This is a genomic window from Rhodoferax sp. (assembly GCF_018780565.1).
GTDB lineage: Bacteria > Pseudomonadota > Gammaproteobacteria > Burkholderiales > Burkholderiaceae_C > Rhodoferax.
Genome location: NZ_JADMJN010000010.1, coordinates 79,722 through 97,689, shown reverse-complemented (window position 1 = coordinate 97,689; position 17,968 = coordinate 79,722). Strand labels below are relative to the sequence as shown.

17 protein-coding genes are annotated in these 17,968 nt (G+C 57.2%); 6 read left to right on the top strand and 11 right to left on the bottom strand.

The window, feature by feature from the left end; genetic code table 11:
* Window positions 1-4: 4 nt before the first annotated feature.
* Genes IV109_RS14390 through xrtB form a run of 3 tightly spaced genes read right to left on the bottom strand, consistent with a single transcriptional unit; the run spans window position 5 to window position 3,157 of the window.
* Window positions 5-1,558: a hypothetical protein gene (locus IV109_RS14390; RefSeq protein ID WP_296697723.1), complete on the bottom strand. Its 1,554-nt coding sequence runs from the start codon at window positions 1,556-1,558 to the stop codon at window positions 5-7.
* On the bottom strand, window positions 1,555-2,241 hold the full coding sequence (gene epsI / locus IV109_RS14385; RefSeq protein ID WP_296697720.1) for an exosortase-associated protein EpsI, B-type: 687 nt from the start codon (window positions 2,239-2,241) through the stop codon (window positions 1,555-1,557). The genes IV109_RS14390 and epsI overlap by 4 nt, the downstream gene beginning before the upstream one ends.
* A gap of 4 nt (window positions 2,242-2,245) precedes the next feature.
* Entirely contained in the window at window positions 2,246-3,157 is a 912-nt protein-coding gene (gene xrtB / locus IV109_RS14380) for an exosortase B (RefSeq protein ID WP_296697714.1), read from the bottom strand.
* Here xrtB and IV109_RS14375 point away from each other — a divergent pair.
* Window positions 3,150-3,551: a VanZ family protein gene (locus IV109_RS14375; RefSeq protein WP_296697711.1), complete on the top strand. Its 402-nt coding sequence runs from the start codon at window positions 3,150-3,152 to the stop codon at window positions 3,549-3,551. The genes xrtB and IV109_RS14375 overlap by 8 nt on opposite strands.
* On the opposite strand, the gene epsG is transcribed toward IV109_RS14375, so the two are convergent.
* The 7 genes from epsG to IV109_RS14340 form a co-directional block, all read right to left on the bottom strand.
* Window positions 3,538-4,428 carry a chain length determinant protein tyrosine kinase EpsG gene (gene epsG / locus IV109_RS14370; protein ID WP_296697709.1) on the bottom strand — a complete coding sequence of 297 codons (891 nt, stop codon included), beginning with the start codon at window positions 4,426-4,428 and terminating at the stop codon, window positions 3,538-3,540. The genes IV109_RS14375 and epsG overlap by 14 nt on opposite strands.
* Complete coding sequence (epsF, locus tag IV109_RS14365; protein ID WP_296697707.1) at window positions 4,425-5,828, bottom strand: chain length determinant protein EpsF; 1,404 nt, start codon at window positions 5,826-5,828, stop codon at window positions 4,425-4,427. The genes epsG and epsF overlap by 4 nt, the downstream gene beginning before the upstream one ends.
* 15 nt (window positions 5,829-5,843) lie before the next feature.
* Window positions 5,844-6,656: a polysaccharide export protein EpsE gene (epsE, locus tag IV109_RS14360; protein ID WP_296697703.1), complete on the bottom strand. Its 813-nt coding sequence runs from the start codon at window positions 6,654-6,656 to the stop codon at window positions 5,844-5,846.
* A gap of 51 nt (window positions 6,657-6,707) precedes the next feature.
* On the bottom strand, window positions 6,708-7,664 hold the full coding sequence (locus IV109_RS14355; protein WP_296697699.1) for an EpsD family peptidyl-prolyl cis-trans isomerase: 957 nt from the start codon (window positions 7,662-7,664) through the stop codon (window positions 6,708-6,710).
* Between the two features lie 12 nt (window positions 7,665-7,676).
* Window positions 7,677-8,885 carry an XrtB/PEP-CTERM-associated polysaccharide biosynthesis outer membrane protein EpsL gene (gene epsL / locus IV109_RS14350; protein WP_296697695.1) on the bottom strand — a complete coding sequence of 403 codons (1,209 nt, stop codon included), beginning with the start codon at window positions 8,883-8,885 and terminating at the stop codon, window positions 7,677-7,679.
* Between the two features lie 2 nt (window positions 8,886-8,887).
* Complete coding sequence (locus IV109_RS14345; RefSeq protein WP_296697690.1) at window positions 8,888-10,309, bottom strand: undecaprenyl-phosphate glucose phosphotransferase; 1,422 nt, start codon at window positions 10,307-10,309, stop codon at window positions 8,888-8,890.
* 162 nt (window positions 10,310-10,471) lie between these two features.
* On the bottom strand, window positions 10,472-12,064 hold the full coding sequence (locus tag IV109_RS14340; protein WP_296697686.1) for a PEP-CTERM sorting domain-containing protein: 1,593 nt from the start codon (window positions 12,062-12,064) through the stop codon (window positions 10,472-10,474).
* A 249-nt stretch (window positions 12,065-12,313) separates the two neighbouring features.
* Here IV109_RS14340 and phoB point away from each other — a divergent pair, with 249 nt between their 5' ends.
* Entirely contained in the window at window positions 12,314-13,006 is a 693-nt protein-coding gene (phoB, locus tag IV109_RS14335) for a phosphate regulon transcriptional regulator PhoB (protein WP_296697681.1), read from the top strand.
* 12 nt (window positions 13,007-13,018) lie between these two features.
* Here the strand turns inward: phoB and IV109_RS14330 are convergent, their stop codons facing one another.
* Window positions 13,019-13,693: a lytic transglycosylase domain-containing protein gene (locus IV109_RS14330; RefSeq protein WP_296697677.1), complete on the bottom strand. Its 675-nt coding sequence runs from the start codon at window positions 13,691-13,693 to the stop codon at window positions 13,019-13,021.
* Between the two features lie 163 nt (window positions 13,694-13,856).
* Between IV109_RS14330 and gspG the strand changes: the two genes are divergently transcribed.
* From gspG to IV109_RS14310, 4 genes are read left to right on the top strand one after another with little or no spacing between them, the layout of a single operon-like run.
* A complete protein-coding gene (gene gspG, locus IV109_RS14325; RefSeq protein WP_296697673.1) occupies window positions 13,857-14,303 on the top strand; it encodes a type II secretion system major pseudopilin GspG in 447 nt (148 codons plus the stop codon).
* Between the two features lie 2 nt (window positions 14,304-14,305).
* Window positions 14,306-15,493, top strand: a complete 1,188-nt coding sequence (locus tag IV109_RS14320; protein WP_296698547.1) for a type II secretion system F family protein — start codon at window positions 14,306-14,308, stop codon at window positions 15,491-15,493.
* Window positions 15,490-17,172, top strand: a complete 1,683-nt coding sequence (locus tag IV109_RS14315) for a GspE/PulE family protein (RefSeq protein WP_296697670.1) — start codon at window positions 15,490-15,492, stop codon at window positions 17,170-17,172. The genes IV109_RS14320 and IV109_RS14315 overlap by 4 nt, the downstream gene beginning before the upstream one ends.
* Entirely contained in the window at window positions 17,159-17,968 is an 810-nt protein-coding gene (locus tag IV109_RS14310) for a hypothetical protein (protein WP_296697663.1), read from the top strand. The genes IV109_RS14315 and IV109_RS14310 overlap by 14 nt, the downstream gene beginning before the upstream one ends.

Here is a 17,968-nt window from a genome sequence, read left to right as displayed (position 1 = left end):
TGCTTTAGAAAGTGAGGTGTGTTTTTGCCAGCGGTAGTTGCCATGAGCCTCTCAAAAGGCTTCTGCGGCACAGCAGGACATAACCAATCCAGAAAGCGACCAGTGTTTGCATCACGGCTGAATCAATTAAGTCGCGGTTATACACACTCAGTGGCACGCTGAGCAGCAGCATTACACCGATGGCTTCTAGAGTCGCTTTCTCCTTTGGGGGGGCGTAGGAGGCAAGACGTAGAGCGCCAAGTCCTGCTACGGAAAACACGGCAATAAAGAGTGAGTAGCCTATGAATCCCACATCCCAAAGTAACGTGGAAGCGGTCGATGTAGTCAGTGTAAATCGGTACTTACGTGCAGCAACACCGCTTCCCAGTGTTTGACTGACACGGCTTGCAGCAGGGCCATGTCCTACATAAAAACGAGGGTCCGAGAGATCGTTATAACGAAACCAACTGAGTATGGCTCCAATGCGTGATACCTCCTTGGTTAGTGGGTTGACAAAGTAGGGGTCTGACTCGGAATCGATGGTATTTTCAATATACGTTCCGAGTGTTTTTTTCTTGCCCAAGTCACTGGATGCCGTTTGCTGGTATGAAAATAGCAGTAGAGCTAGGATCGCGGCGCCTGTTAAACCATAGCCAATGGCTTCTGTTGGATGAGCAATCAAATCCCATCGAAAGAGTAGCACGAGAGCCAATGGAAGAACGAAGAAGAAGATTTTGACTTCAGCTAAGGCGATGGTGACCAGCGCAGCAACGAGGATCCCAAGCAGCGTTTTTCTTCCAATTTGGTGACGCCGAAAAAAAGCTACGGCCAAGACGATTCCGAATACCAGGAATACAGCCATGGCACCACTCGCTCCGCCGGTTAAATAGTTCCCGCCAAAGCTGCCCACGACAGCATCTAGGCTGGCACCATTTCGTTTTGCAAAATAAAAGTGCTGGGGTATCGCAAATGGAACCTGCACAACAACCATCCACAGGAAGAACTTCCATACCCCGTCAAGATCGCCTGTTTGTCTAATCTGGGAGGCGACGAAGAGGGTCAAAATCCACGGCAAGAGATAGTTTTTTGCAGCCACAGCGAACGAAGTCACATCGGTGCTGTTTGATAGAGCGGATAGAAAAAATAGGATGCAAAACAGACAAATGAGCACTGAAATATTACTCAAGCTCAAGGGTCGTAAAACGCGGCTTGTAAACCTAAGTTTTTCAATCAAATATTTGATTCCCAAAAGGAGCAGTAGCAAATAGGGAAGCCAAAACGCCTGTTGAATCCCAAAAAAGAACGTTAGCTGCCCCACTATCAACATTACCAGTCCTAGCATGAACTTAACTACTACGTGGGCGGGCAATGCAAGCACAACCAGGCAAAGCAGCATTGCACTGATAACGGCGGGCACTATGGCGCCGAGAATTGGAATGGCGTACCCGCAAACCATGGCCACGAGGAGCGTGGTCAGCGTTGTTAGCGTGGTGGTCCAGTCGATCTTTTTGGCCCATTGCAGGGGCGCGAACCACAGGGCCCGCGGCACGTTGATTCTGGACAGGGCGAGAGCCGTCATCGCGGACCACCCTGGCCGTACAGAAGTGCTCGGAGATTCTTTGGCAAGGCGGCTTCGAAGTCGTTTATGAAGCGGCCATGCAAGGTGTAGGCGTTGGCCGTGTCTGCACTGATGGACGACACGCGGACCAGCATGCCGTCGGGGATGTTGCCACGGATGGCGTTGCGCATTTGTTCAACCTTGCGATCAGTTGAACTGGCAACAAGACTGTCTCCCACAGTGACCCAATAAGAAATGGGTTCAACTCTCGCACCGAGTTTCGCGACCATTCGTCCGACCGGGATCGAGCGGTCAGCAGTTTTGACCTGAGTGGAGAATCGGTCACTGATCTGAAACCCTTGCGCCGGATAGCAGACTTCGGGCAAATGTACGCCAAACGAGTCGGACTGGTTTTCCACATAGGCGAGTGACAGCATGATCCGGGCACCGGAGGCGTTGACATAGGTCCGGGTAAGCGTTTGCTTGTAGATCTTCTCGATGAATTCCCGTTGTTTCGGGTCGATGATCTGCGCTGTAGCTTGTTGCAACTCCTGCCATTCACCAAATGATTTCGGGATCATTGTTTCGAAGTTGATGGCGGGCCGCTGATCGGCTAATTTGTTCGTGGGCCGCAGTGCGGTGGCCAAGCCCGCGGACAACAACATCAGTGCCAGCAGAATCAAGGATTTAACAGAGAGTCTCATGGTGTCAGGCTCCGGCCAACTTGGGCTGGCGTCGTTGGCGGTACTCGTCCAAGGTTTGCAAGACTGTGTCGAAGCCAATGATGAGAAGCAGGGCACTTAAAAATAGCACCATGCCTGCAAAGCCATGTAAGAACCCCTGACCGGCGGCGTCGCCAAAGTGATAGGTAATCAGGCTAAGTGTCATGACACGAATGACGTTGGCGGTAAAGGAGATGGGCACAATCAATATGGCCAGCCCCACATTTCTGACCAGGGAATCGCGCCGAACCAAGTTGAGGTACAGAAGGCCGAGGGCTTCCAGAGTTAGCAGTGTGTGCAAACCGGCACAGGCATCGGCTACGAGCAACATGTATTGCCCGATTTGCAAAATGACGCCGCTGCGGCCAATGGGGTAGCCAGCCAAGAACAGAATCTGCTCCGCCGCGTAAGAGACGGCCATCTTCATAGGCATGGTCACCATGTCCACGATCTGCCCTGGCAGCGGTACCATGAACAGCATGAAAAACAGGGCAAACCATTGCGCCTTGAGCGCCGCAACACCGCGCTGCAGCAGCAAGAGGCCGACCAGCAGCCATACGATGGACCCAATCTCAAACATCAGGATGTCTTGTGATCGACCTATTGCGTACAGAGCTACGCCCAATAGAAATACAGGCCAACCCCATGAGTTGGTAGGCTCCCAGTGGCTGGCTGCTTCCATGGCTGGCCATTTGCGGTAAAGAAGCCACACCGTTATGCCCAACACAATGGGGCCATGCAATTGCTCGTCCTGGCTCCAGATACCCGTGAATAGATCCACCAGACTTGGCCCGTACATCACCACCAGTCCGATAATGATGGGCAGCCAAGTCAACAATTCTGCGCGCCAGTGCGGGACAGGCTTGCCACGATAAATGTTGGGGGTGTGGGTGTTCACAAAAATCTCGATTCGCTGGTTAAGGCGTGCTTTGAAAATGGTGGCGGTGCTGCTGACCGTTGGATTGCTACTGGGCATCTTTATGGGTGGAGCCCAGCCCATGGCGGTGGGGCTGGTGCCCGCCCCGTGGGACAAGCTGGTGCATGCAGCGGTGTTCGCCGTGTTGGCTGGCGCCATAGGCTTTGCCAGTGGCCTCTACGGCTGGCGCATGCTGCTGCTGTCCTTTTGGGGTGCTGTGCTCGTGGGTGCGTTGGACGAGTGGCATCAGATGTACTTGCCCGGCCGCAGCGCCGGGCTGGACGATCTGGCCTCCGATGCGGCAGGTGCCGCACTGGGCGCTGCGGCCCTGCTGCAGCGTGAGCGTTTTCAAAAATGGTTTTTCAGTCATCATTGAGCACCGATCCCACCAAGGCCACGCCGCAGTCCTGCAGTCGGCGCGCCATTTGTGTAGCCTGCGGAACCAGACTTTTGTTTTTGCGGGCGACCATCAGTGCCGCACCAGCTCGCGAGGCGATGATTTCCGCATCGGCGTATTCGTTTCCGCAGGGCGTGTCGAGAATGATCACATCAAATTTTTCGCCGGCGCAGAGTAACAACTGATCAAAGCTGGGGCGTCCCAGCAGTTCCTGCGGATTGGGCGGCATTGCGCCCGATGGCAGCACGGACAGGTAGGGTAATCCGGGTACAGGCAAGGCCGCCTCCAGGTTCGCCCGATCGGCCAGAATGCCTGACAGTCCAGCCCCCTTGCCAAGTTTGAACAAGGCATGCTGGCCCTGGCTGGACGACGCCCGCAAGTCGCCATCAATCAACAAGGTGCGTTGACCCTGCTGGGCGAACACGATGGCCAGATTCGCTGAAACAAAGCTGCGACCATCGCCCCGACCAGGACTTACCACGGCCAACGCTTTGTGCATTGGGGCACCATTGAACCAGCGCAGCATGAGCTGGCTGCGTACTGCGCGCAAATTTTCACCCACAATGCTGAAAGGCTTGTAGGCTGCAACCAGCGCAGGACTCAGGCTGGCGTCCTGCTCGGACAGATAGGCGTAATCAAACTGTTTGGACAGGGCAAAATCGATGTCAGCTTTAGTCAACAGCTTCAGAGCCAATGCGGCATCGCCAAACTGAAGATTGTCTTTTTGCTGACGCAGCAAGATGCGGGCGGCATCTTCCGCGCTGAGACGGCCGGTGGCTACCAGAATATCGCCAATGGACCGTGCCGCTCCCGTAGCAGCGTGAAGATGCGGGGTGATGCTGGTGACAGTGTTCATGCGGGTGCCTTGGGTGTGGCGGTTTGGGTCAATGTGCGTTGTGTGACGTGCTTGAGCATGCCGCGCGCCGAGCTGATCGAACCCAGCACCGGCAGGCACAGCGCATCTGCCATGTCTTGTGCCGAGCGGACACGGCGGTTGAGCAATTCCAGTGTCAGTGCCAGACCCACGCCCAGCAGAGTGCCTAAAAAGACGGCAAGCAAAACGTTCAGAACGACGCGGGGCCTGGATGATTCGGTTGGGGCGGATGCGGGATTGAGAATCGCGATGTTGGTCTGGTTGGTCTGGCTCTCAATATTGCTTTGCGAGGCCCGCATGCTCATGGATTCAAAGGTGCGCTGGGCAGATTCGATGTCGCGGCGCAGCACATTGAGTTCGTCGCGTTGCTTGTTAAGCACCAGTACGCGCGTCTTTTGAGCGCCCAGTGCGCCCTGCAATTGTTGTTCGCGCTGTTTGCTGACTTGGTAAGTTGTTTCGATCGAACTGGTGATCTTCCGGGTCTCGGCATCCAGCTGCGCCCTCAGGGTGGACAACTCTGCCTCGGTGCGCTGGGTTTGTGGGTGGTTCTTGCCCAGATTGACATTGCTTTCGGTTAGCTTGGCATCAAGCCGTGCAATATCGGATTTCAAGCCATTGATGAGCGGGCTTTGCATGACCTCTGCCACGGTGTCGGCTTTGGCGTTTTGCCGCTTGCTCTGACTATCGGTAGTTTGACCCTGTATGCCGGTGAGTTGACTGGAGGTTTCGTTCAGTTTGGCGGTTTCGTAATCGAGCCGATCATCAGCGGAGGTAATTCCATTTTTCTGTTGATAGTCAGAAAGTGCCTGTTGAGCTTTTTCCAGTTTGCTGCGTGCGGCCTTGGTTTGCTCGTCAAAAAACGAGGCGTATTGGCGTGCTGGCGCCAGTCGAAGGTCAAGATTGACGCTGATGTAAGCCTGTGCAAATGCGTTGGCCACAGCAGCCGAAAAATCGGGATCCGTGAGCGTAAAGCTGATGTTGATGACGTTGCTTTCACGTGAAGGCTTTGCGTCCAATGTCTTTTGCAGCGAGTTGGCAATCCAGTCGATCATCTGGCCTTTGCCTTGCGTTGCTGCTTCCCAGCGTTCGCGCATGATGGGGCTCTCATCCATGCGCAGTGCCTTGACTACAGCTTTGGCCGTGCGATCGCTGTTGATGATGTCAAGTTGCGTTGCCATGTAGCTTGGTGTCATCAGACCCTGGAGCATGAGTCCGCTTACCGGGTCTGGCGACTTGACGTCCAGCACCACCGAAGCACTTGCGGTGTATTGCTTGGGCAGCAGCAGACTGATGATGAGGGTAGTGGCAACGGTCACCAGCAAGGTAAGCAACGCCACTTTGTAGCGCGCACGCAGGATGAGCAGGAATTGTTGGAGAGTCATGGCATGGAGCTCAGGTCAAAAAATACTTTCTTTGACGTAAATAACGTCATCGGACTGCACGGTGTCAGTTAATTCGGGTGCGATTTGCTGGGTACTACCGTCAGCGGCCTTGCGGTGGAGGCGCAGTCGCTTTTCGCTGCCACGCGCTGTGGGGCCACCACCTTGCGCCAGAGCCTGCATGATGGTCATGCCGCGCTCAATGCGAAACGATCCGGGACGTTGCGCCTCTCCGTAGATGTAAAACACAGGAGCCCGGTGCACGTAGATGCTGTCGCCTCCCTGTAGAACAATGTCGTCCTGCAGCTTGTCAGACAGATAAATCGCGGGAATGTCAATTTGCTTGCGAAACGACTTGCCCTCGCGAATGCCCGTCACGATCGCGATATCGTCGCCGCTTGGCGTCGCCCCACCAGCGTTAGCCAGCATGTCACTCAGGCGCGTGTTGGCGGTTTCCAGCGGAAAGCGTCCTGGACGCAACACCTGCCCCAGCACCGCCACTTGATTGCCGCGGACCTGTAGCAGCACCAGATTGACCTGGGGCTTTTGAAGAAAACCCCCTTTTTGTAGTGCATCGGCAATTTTTCTCTCTGCGGAAGCAATCGATAAACCCCCCAGATCGACGGCGCCAATCAGGGGGTAGGTGATCGAACCATTTTCCGATACGCGAGTTTCAATTGTGAGGTCGGGATTTTGGAACACCTGCACGCGAATGGCGTCGCCCGCGCCCAGCGGGTAATCAGGCTTGGCCTGAGCGTGGGCATTGAGGCCGCAAAGTGCGACAAAGACCGCCACCAAAAGATGCGGGATGCGAAACAGGCGCTGAGTCATAGGGGGAAGTCCGGGTTGAAAAGCGGGGGGTGATCGGAAATGGAAGTCGCCTTACTTGAGTCCGGCCAAACCCTTTTCCATGGCAGATTTGGTTTTGTCTTCGGCGGCAGCAGATTGAACAGCAGGGGCTCCCGCCGGCGCAGCAGCGGCGTTGCCCTCTGTCTTGACGAACTCGCCCATGTACTCAATCTTGGCGGTGCTTCTCAGTTGCTTGATGCTCGCCGTCACGGCTTCGCTGGCGCGCTGATTAGTCAGAAATTGTTCAATGCGTGGCAGACCAGCCGCTTCAGCGACAGGTGATAGCTGTGACGACACCACCCGGATCAAGGTGATGCTTTGTGGCGCTTGAACGACCAGGCTCTGGCCGTCCTTGAGGGCATGAATTTTGGACAACAATTCAAGTGGAATCTGTTCGGCGGCACGGGTGGCGCTACCGCCGCCAAACTTAATGTCTTTGCTCTTGAGCCAGGCTGCAGTTTCCTCCATCGGCTGGCCGGAAGACGCAAAGCTCTTCAACTGCTCTGTCACGCCGGCAGACGATGGCACGAGAAGTTCCTGTACGTTGAAAATGCGACGTTCAGCAAATAGCTGGGGGTGCTCAACGTAGTATTTTTTGATTTCTTCAGGCGTGGGTTTGGGCAGGGCCGTCGCAACTTTTTGCATGTAAGCGCGAGCCAGGATCTCGCGGCGTGAGGCTTCCAGCAGCGACACAATCTCAGGAGACCGGTGCAGTTTGTTTTCGGTGGCCTGGTCAACCGCGAGTTGTTGATCGATGAGTTTCTCCAGTACATCGCGGCTCATGGCCTGGACGGCCTGTGGTGTTGCCCCCGCGGTGTTGGTGCGACTAAGAGCCTGGTTGATCTGGTGAACCGAAATTTCTTCGGAGCCAACTTTGGCAGCCACCTGGGTGGCCACTTTTTTGTCGTCCTTGTCGCCGCAGGCTGAAAGACCCAGCGTCATGGCAGTGGTCAAAATTGAAAGTGCAAAACGGGTTTTGAATGAGGTCATGGTGTTGAAAGGTCAGTAAGTGAATTGGGCGGAAAGAGTGGCCATATGGCTGTCGTAGTCAAGTCCGGGCAAGGTTGAGGCGCGCTTTGCGTTTTGTAGCGTTGCGCTGAACGTAAGGTATTGGTTGGGCTGCCAGTCGAGTGATACGCTGGCATCTGTTGTTGTGTCGCTGCGTTGAGGTGCCACCAGACCCGAGGGGGAGCCCAGGTATTCGCGGCGGGCCACTTCATAGCGCGCACGTGCGACCATCTTGGGACTGAGTTGCCAGACGGGGCCAATGAACAGTCGATCGGTTTGGCTGTAGTTTGTGCTGGCGGTTTGATAGCTTGAGAGATCGCGCGCCCAGCCCGCAGACAGCGCAGACTTGCCCGAGATATTCCAGTTGAGGTTAACGGCGGAGTTGAGTCCGCTGTAATCGCGCTGGGAGAAATGCGCGTGAGTTCGGTTAATGTAGGCGGTAGTCAGATCGGCAGTGCTGTTGCCACTGATGGCCCAAAGAAATTTCAGCGCATGATCGACCTGCTTGAAGCCATCGTCGTAAAGGCCCGCTGGGGAATACGCACGGTTAATGTTTTGACCGCTGGCGTTTTTCAGTGTGTAGGCAAGCGAACTCCCCGAGGCCTGTGCAAAGCGCAGACCGGCCTCGGCTGAATTTGCCGCGTAGTCACTTTCCGCCAGAAGGGGTTGCAGATTGGTTTGCGTTGTCCGGGATACGCCGCCAAACACTTCCCATGGACCACCGAGTTCATAGATCGCGTTAAATCGGCTGCTGGTGTTGGTGCGCTGATTGCGCAAATTGAAACCCTGAAAGTCAGAAAAGCTGTTGAGCGTTTCACTGCGATCGGCGTTCAGATTGCCGTGAAGACGTGGCGTAAAGCTCCAGCGCCAAGCCGCGTTGTAATTGTGTGCGGTAAAACTTAAATAGTTGAAATTCTGGTAGCGGTAGTCGATCAGGTTCACAGCCAGCTCGAAGCGTTGCAGGCTGTAGGCTTTGCTGAATTTGAGCGTTAGCGATGTTGACTCGATCTGTTCCGCTGCACTGGACTTGCCGATCAGTGCCATCGTGTTGGCATGGGCGGGAAGCCGAAACAGGTTGCTGTCGGTGGACAGGGATTGGCTCGCGATAAGCGTTAACGTGTCTTGTGCCTGCGCCCAGGCTGGCGCAGCGCCGAGTGTGCCGAGCAGGGCTGTAAGCAGCAAGGAGTCGCGACGCACCAACATGGTCAATAGGCCTTCTGATCCTTGAGGACCAAACGGATGGTCTTCAGAATGATGTGGATGTCCAGCCGTAGCGACCAGTTGCGCAGGTAGTCAAGGTCAAAATCAATACGCCCCTGCATTTTGTCCAATGTGGCTGTTTCACCGCGGTAACCATTGACCTGTGCCCAGCCAGTGATGCCTGGCTTCACCTTGTGCCGCACCATATAGCCCTTGATGAGCTTGCGATAAAGTTCATTGTGGGCAACTGCATGAGGCCGGGGACCAACAATGCTCATGCGGCCTTGAAGTACGTTGATGAACTGTGGCAACTCGTCCAGCGAGGTTCGTCGCAATACCGCGCCGAGGGGAGTGATGCGCAGGTCATTCTTTTGCGCCTGCTGGATGGCGCCGCCATCTTCCGTGACGGTCATCGAACGAAACTTGTAGACGAGAATTTCCTGGCCGTCCAGCCCGTATCGACGCTGCTTGAAGATGATGGGTCCGGGGGACCCCATCTTCACCGCCACGGCAATGATGAATAGCAATGGGAACACCAGGGCGAGGATCAGCGCCGACAAGACAAGGTCACTGATGCGTTTGAGAAACCCGTCGGTACCTTTGAACGGTGTCTCGCATACCGAGATGACGGGCATGCCGCACACTGATCCAGGATGCCCCTGGATGAGGTCTGTGACGAACATGTCGGGAACGAAATAGATGGATGCCGTCGTGTCTTTGAGTTCGTCCAGAACCTGCAATATGCGCGGCTGCGACGCCATGGGAAGGGACAGGTAAATCAGCTGGATTCGGTTTGCTTTGACCAGCGCAGCCAGGTCGCCCAGCTTGCCCAACAGCTTTTGCGGAATGGGCGATGTGAGACGTTCAGCACTCCGACTGTCGACGAAGCCGGCGAGTTCGATGCGGGCGTAGGGAGATTCCTTGATCTTGCTGGCCAATGCCATGCCTTGCTCATTCATCCCGACAATAATGGCCCGTTGCCTGGGGCCTTGCAGTTTGAGCAGCAAGGGCGCGGAACTGCGCAAAACGAGGCACGCGGCGAGCTCGGTCAGCGGGGCCACCCAGAGCCATGTCGTCACCGCCAGTTTTGAAAATTCCTTGATATAGCCCGTGGCGATGCCCGTGATCAGAAGCAAGCCCGCAATGCCGGCCCAGTTCACGGCAACATCGATCACCACCGCCATCAACGACGATTGCAGCCTTGCCTGCCCGGGAAAAGTCAGAGCGAAAACAAGGGTTGAAAGAATCAGATACGGCGGGGGAAGTTCACCTTCGAAGTGGTAGGCCAGGGCCCATAGAGAGAAGACAAACGCCGCTGGCCCAATGATGGATTCCAGCAGGCTGAGCAGGTTGTCCCTACCCAGCGATGCTGGCACCGGCTGCTTGTTCAAAGCAGCGGCCGACAGGGTGGCATGGGTCTTGGACATGGGAGATGCGGGTTCTACTCAAAGCGACGGATCGCATGGTTTCAGCTAAGCGTTGGAGTAAATCATGCGCATGTGACAGCGGTGTGTCATTGGAATGGCACAAGGGCCGCAGCAAGCTGCGGCCCTCGGTATCAGGGGATGGGGCGACGCCCCAAATCAGGCTTATTTGCGGTTGCGACGGCGGCGCGCGATGCCACCCAGCATGCCCAGGCCGGCAAGCATCATGGCGTAGGTTTCAGGCTCTGGCACCGGGGTGGTTGACATCACCAGCATTTGGCCACCCTGGACCAGGGCCGCTGGGTTGCTCAGGCCCAGCGATGTGGCGCTTGCGTGGTCTTGTGCGACCAGCAGGCTGTATTGCTTGCCGTCGTTGCGACCCAGGATGTCGGTGATGTCGATAATGCCGGACGACTCTTCGTCCTTGGTGTGAGTGCCTGCGGTGAAGGTGCCGCTGATGCTGACATCACCAAACAGCGCCGGATCGAATTTGGCGACCAGGGTCATGCTGCCGTCTTTAGGGTTGTATGCCCAGATTTTGTCGTTGTGCTCGTTGTTGCCCACATCTTCCTGGATGTACACGACACCGTCTTTCCCGACGCCGATGTTGTCCCCCATGTTGAGCTTGGCAATGCCCAGACCGCCGGGCAGGGTACTGGAGTCCACCAGCTTTTTGATGCTGCCGCCACCATCTGGATTGCTGATGTCGTCAAAGCTCAGCTCCCACAGGCGCGAGCCGCCCTTTTGTGTGCCGCCAGCCAGATTGGTCTTGTCGATCTGGTCCGTGGTGACGAAGTAGAACTTGCTGCCGTCTGCGCTCCAGGCGCCGTCTTCAGGGCGTGAGAATGCAGTGGACGTCGTGGCACTCAGGCTGAAACGGGTGCCGTCAGCAATGCCGGTTGTGCGGGTCGTCGCATTGTTGATTTCGCTGGTGATGCCGGCAACGTTAATGAATTTGGTCACGCCGTTGGTCAGGCCGGCTTTGTCGATGTCGGAGCCGGTGGCCAGCTTGGTGCCCACATAAACGGCCAGCGAGTTGGCCATCATGCCCGTGCCGCCATCGTTGCTGCCAATGACCACGGTCTTGTTTTGCGCAATCGGGTTGGCCAGCAGGTTTTCCCAGCCGCCAGTTGCCGCGATGCCGGAGCCATTGGTCGCTTGATTCATCTTGCCCAGCACGTAGGTGTTGCCCTTCGCCAGGCCAGTGGCCACAGTTGCTATGGCGTAGCCGTTGGTGCCGCCTTCTTCGCCCGACAGGAATAGTCGGGATTGTGTGCCCAAACCAGTAATCGGATTGTAGAAAGCAGAGCTTGGTGCCAGGTCTGCGGAGCAAAAACGGTTGAATGAGGTTGCCGCACTGGCAACGGTATTCGAGGCCTGCGTGGTGGAATTCCAGCCATAGACATTTTTGATCAAGTCACCACCGGAAACCACGCTGAGGTTGGCCTTGTTGACGATCCATTCAGAAACGAATGCACCCTTGCCGCCGTGCGCACGAATGATGCCGTCGGCACTGCCGAGTTCATGGTTCATCAGCACGGTGAAGGTGCCGTTGCCGTTGTCATAAGCACCCAGGCCGTCGGGGATGCCGGCCATCTGATAGCCGGCGACAGTGTCGCCGGTGGTCAGGATGGATGTGAAATTGACACCTGCAGCGATGCCCTGCATATAGGGGGCCGCACTGGTGCTGGGGCCTGTGGTTTGCGCAACGGCAGCGTGGGACATGGCAGCGAGGGCGGCAGCGATAGCGATTGCCATAAGCGATTTGTGAATCATATGAAAGTCCTGACAGTGATTGAAAATTGGGCTTGGGTGACAGCAGGACTCCATCGTCCACTTTCCGTGTTACAGGCGTTTGTTGCGATGGCGCCAAGGGCATAGTCCGTTTGTCCGCAAGAGATCATTCCTGTTGTGTTCGGGATACTGGTCGTTAGACCAGGCTGCAGATTCATGAAACCGTCATGTGGATGCAATAGGCTCAGCATTTTTCCAGCAAAAGAACCATCAATGGCAGCGCAAATTCTTGTTGTGGAAGACGATCCCAACATTCAGGAGTTGATCTCGGTAAATTTGTCGCGCGCCGGCCATGTGGTCCAGCGAGCCTGCGATGCCGAAGTGGCACACGGATTGGCGCGTGCCGCATTGCCTGACCTGGTGTTGATCGACTGGATGCTGCCGGGCATGTCGGGGGTGGACCTGGCGCGCCTGCTTCGCTCCGAGCAACGCACACGTGAGGTGTCCATCATCATGCTCACGGCACGCGACGATGAGCGTGACAAGATAACCGGACTTGAGAGCGGTGCGGATGACTACATTACCAAGCCATTTTCTCCGCGCGAGCTGCTCGCACGGATAGCTGCTGTGCTGCGCCGCCGGGTTCCACTGGCGAGTGAAGATGCGGTGGAGGTGGGGGGGCTGCGCCTGGACCCGGCCGCTCAGCGCGTGACAGCTGCTGGCGTCAGCTTGGCGCTGGGGCCCACGGAATTTCGCCTGCTTCATTTCTTCATGACGCACGCGGATCGCGTCTACAGCCGCACGCAATTGCTCAATCAGGTGTGGGGTGATCACTATTTCGGCGAAGAGCGTACGGTGGACGTGCACATCCGGCGTTTGCGGGCAGCAATGGAGCAATGTGGCCATGACGTGTTGATTCAAACAGTCAGGGGCAGTGGTTACAGCTTTTCTGTGACCCAGAGGTAGGTTTTCCGAAAGTCAGTCAGCTGGATTCAGATCGGCTTTGCGCTGGCGTTTGTAGAGCTGCATCACTGCAGGCACATAGCGGCTGGTTTCTGCATAGGGCGGAATACGTCGTCCGTGGGCCAATACAGCACCGGCCCCCGCGTTGTAGGCCGCCAGTGCAAGTTCCTTGTCGTCGGAGAATTGATCAAGCAGATCGCGCAGAAGGTGGGCGCCGCCTCGCAGGTTTTGCGCAATATCCAATGGGTTGGAGACGCCATAGCGACGTGCGGTGGCCGGCATCAGTTGCATCAAGCCCAGAGCGCCCTTGGGTGAGACAGCTTGGGGGTTGTAGCCAGATTCGATCTCGATCACCGCATGCAGAAATTCTGCTTCCACACGGCTGGCCTTGGCCGCCAATGCAACTGCTGCATCAAAGTGTTGCCTAGCGTGGCGCAAGCCCTTGCGAGGCGGCTTTTCGGCAAGCGATGCACGTGGCGCGTCACCGCTACGCAATAGCAAATGAAAGCGCGCGTCTGACGGCCTGTCGCTGAAATGTGAAGTGCCGTCCTCAGCGGTGAAATGGTAGATGTCGGCCACCGCCGCCGGTGTGACGACAAGTCCGCAAGTCAATACCGCAACCGCCAGCAGGGCGCCCATTTGCGATGCTTGTTTCTCTGCTCGCGGGCGCCGGTTATGGGGATTGTTCACCGAACAGATTCTCGCTCCGGGATGTTGCGGAAATATTTCAAAGACCAGTCGGGGTATGTAACGTCGCTGTCACACAAGGTACATAGACTGCCCTTCAGCGTTTGTGAATCTTTCCTGGTTCATTCGCATGGCCCGGTTTCCAGCAAAGCGGAAATCCTCTGACATGACAACACCCCCTATGACACTGAAGCGCCCCATTGTCGCAAGACGAAGCTCTGGATTTACCTTGCTTGAACTGCTGGTGGTGATGGTGATCATCGGCATGCTGGCTGGATTTGTGGCCCCTAAATTCTTTGCACAGATTGGCAAGTCTGAAACCAAGACCGCACGCGCACAGATAGACGCATTGGAAAAAGCCCTTGATCAGTATCGGCTGGACCTGGGTCATTACCCCACCAGCGAGCAGGGCTTGTCTGCGCTGAACGAGCGTCCAGCCGCAGAGGCGAAGTGGTCTGGTCCCTATCTCAAGAAGGGCGTGCCACTGGACCCATGGCAACATGCCTATGTGTATAAATTTCCGGGCGAGCACGGTGAATATGATTTGCTTTCCTACGGCAAAGATGGTCAACCTGGTGGCACTGGCGAAGCCGAAGACATCGTCAGTTGGTGAGCATGCAATTCCTGGTCAAAACCCTGAAGCCGGATACCGGTGTCGGTACCACGATGCTGGAGGCCGCTACCGCCGCGGACGCTGAACGCCAGGTGACGGCCCTGGGTCATGCCGTCCTGTCGGTTGTGCCTGCGCCATTGCTGAGTCGCTTGCGCACACCGGGCGCAGCGCGTTTCCCGCTGCTGCTTTTCAGTCAGGAATTGCTCTCCTTGCTGAACTCTGGCATCACCATCGTGGAAGCCATTGAAACGCTTGCTGAAAAAGAAAATCGCCCTGCGGTGCGAGCGGTCCTGGACGGGATTGTGTCGGCTTTGCGGGAGGGGCGGACGTTTTCTGCCACGCTGGAAGATACACCGCAGGCATTCCCCCCGCTTTATGTGGCGACGGTTCGCGCCAGTGAACGCACCAGTGGCCTGGGTGAGGCGCTGGGTCGGTACATTGCGTACGCGACACAACTCGAGACCTTGCGTGGACGGCTCGTGAGCGCGGCCATATATCCGGCCTTGCTGGTGGCGGTCAGTGGGTTGGTGATTCTCTTTTTGATGGGCTATGTGGTGCCACGCTTTTCCCATATTTATGAAGATATGGGTGGCGACCTTCCGTTTCTCTCCCGGCTGTTATTGCAGTGGGGGCTGGTGGTGGAGAAATACTGGCCGCTGTTGCTTGGTGTTGCTGCGGCATTGCTCATGGGCGCGGTGCATGGCGGTGGCCGCAGGTTGGCGCAGCGCTTTCTTGGCGTGATGTGGCGCATCCCCGCCGTGGGCGAGCGCATGCGGGTTTTCCAGTTGGCGCGCATGTACCGTACTTTGGGTATGTTGTTGCGCGGCGGCATTGCCATCGTGCCCGCGCTTGACATGGTGGTGGGGCTGCTTTCTGCGGCATTGCAGGCGCGTCTCGCAGGTGCCACGCAGACTATTCGCGAAGGCAACGCGATCTCGCACGCTTTTGAAAGCAGCGGCCTGACGACGGCGGTTGCATTGCGCATGCTGCGGGTCGGTGAACGCGCCGGCAACATGGGGGAAATGATGGAGCGCATTGCCGCGTTCCACGACGAAGAAATGGCGCGCTGGGCGGAATGGGTAACACGTCTGCTCGGTCCGGTTTTGATGCTGTTGATGGGCCTTGTGATTGGCGCCGTTGTGATCCTGATGTACTTGCCTATTTTTCAATTGGCTGAAAGCATCCGATGAACGGACCGCGCGAGGCCGATTTTTTTGCTGCACCGTATTCATCGTCGGAAATCGGGGCGGCCCGAACGCTTGCCAAGGCGCGGGGTAGCCGATTGATCGAGGTGCTTGATGAGGGCGAGGGTGCTTTTTCGGAGGTATTGACAAGCCGGCTGGCGGCCACCGTGCATCTGCGCGTGGCAGGGCTTTCTGACATGCATGCCATGGAGCCGGCTTTTGACTTGTTGCCCTACGGGGAGGCCTTGCAACGCGACTGCCTGTTGTTTCGCGGTGGTGCGCAGGGGCTGGTCATGGTGCTCGCCGATCCATTTGACCTGGGCTTGCGCGATTGGGCCGAGGAGCGTCTGCGTGCCCCGCTGAACATTCGCCTGGCACATCGGGGTGACATCGCAGCTTACCTGGCCCGCCATGAAGAAACCCTGCGCGCCATGGACGGCATGGTTTCGATGCAGCAGTCCACACAGCAGGGCAGTGCTGCTGAAGACATTTCGCTCAAAAGCATCAGTGAAGACGCCAGCCCTGTGGTGCGGCTGGTCAATTCAACGCTGTATGACGCTCTCAAGGCCGGCGCCAGCGACATTCATCTGGAGACTGCACCGGATGGCATCTTCATCAAGTACCGCATCGATGGCGTTTTGGCCAGTGTGGGCGGGACGCAAGGTACGGAGAACGCCGAGCAGATCATCTCGCGCATCAAGGTCATGGCCGAACTGGATATTGCGGAGCGTCGTGTGCCGCAGGATGGGCGTTTCAAAGTCGCCGCCAATGGGCGCGAAATTGACATCCGGGTCTCCATCATGCCAAGCATTCATGGTGAGGATGCGGTGCTGCGTATTCTGGACAAGCAGCGCCTCTCTGACAAGGTGGTTGGGCTGCGACTGGAGTCGCTCGGATTTGATGCGGCAACCATGTCGGCCCTGCATCGGCTTTCCGCCGAGCCCTATGGCATGTTGCTCGCTACAGGCCCTACCGGCAGCGGCAAAACCACCACGCTCTACGCCGCCATCAATGAGATCAACCATGGGCACGACAAGATCGTCACCATCGAGGACCCGGTTGAATACCAGTTGCCGGGGGTGCTGCAGATCCCGGTCAACGAAAAAAAGGGGTTGACCTTCGCGCGCGGACTGCGCTCCATCCTGCGCCACGACCCGGACAAAATCATGGTGGGTGAGATTCGTGACGGCGAGACGGCGCAGATTGCCGTTCAGGCGGCGCTGACCGGGCACCTGGTTTTGACCACGGTGCATGCCAACAACGTGTTTGATGTGCTGGGCCGATTTACGCACATGGGTGTAGACCCCTACAGCCTGGTCGCGGCACTGAATGGCATCGTGGCACAGCGCCTGGTGCGCGTCAGCTGCCTGGAATGTGTGGCCGATGATGTGCCCGACGCGGCCTTGCTGGCCGTATCGGGTATCAGCGATGTGACCGGCTTTAATTTCCGGGCCGGGCGCGGCTGCGCACACTGCCGTGGGACTGGCTTCAAGGGCCGCAAGGCGGTGGCCGAAGTTTTGATACTGGATGACGAACTGCGCGAAATGATCGTTACACGGGAGCCTGTGCGTCGCATCAAGGAGGCCGCTTATCGCAAAGGCACGCGGCTTCTTCGCGATGTCGGCCTTGACCTTGTCCGCCATGGTGAAACCACGCTGCAGGAGCTCAATCGTGTGGTCGCCTAAATCTCAAACCTTGCGGGTGGGCCTGTCGACGCAACATCTCATGCTCGTCAAGGCGGAGGGTATATGGTCGCGCACGCCTGCGAGCTGCGCCCGAATCGAATGCGAACCAGCGGCGCAAGCCGAGCCTTGGCGGCCGGTTGTCAAGGCCTTGGCCGGTGTGCTTGCTGCGCAGAGTCCCACCAAGATCACCTTGCACATTGTGCTGTCGGGGCGTTTTGTTCGCTGGCAGCTATTGCCGTGGCGAGCCGGACTGACCCAGGCAAGTGAACTGACTGCCTACGCCTCGCTGCGTTTTCGCGAAATCTTTGGCAAGGCTGCCGAAGACTGGCAGATGTTGTATGCACCGCAACCGCCGGGCACAACCATGCCTGCCTGCGCCATCGATGTCGCCCTGATGGATGCGCTGCGCAGCACCTGTGAAACTGCCGGCGTGCGACTTGCCTCTGTAACGCCCTATTTCTCCTCGGCCTTTGACCAGTGGCGCAGGTCCCTGGGTGGCGGGGCCGCCTGGTTTGGCTTGATCGAGTCGGATTGCATCTCGCTTGGCCTGTTGCAGGGAGGGCGCTGGGCCGGACTGCACACCCAACGTCTCGATGGCGACTGGCGTCGCATACTGCCGGGCATGATGGCGCAGATGGGCATCGCAGCCGGTCTCACCGAGTCCTCGCCGCCCCTGTACCTGGCGGGCAGCGAGGAGGCTCCTCAGCCCACCGGAGACCTGCCGTTTATGTGGCTCAAGCCGAAGCTGCGGTTTGGCCAATCCCTGGTTGGCCAGCGTCTGGCGTTGGGAGTCTGA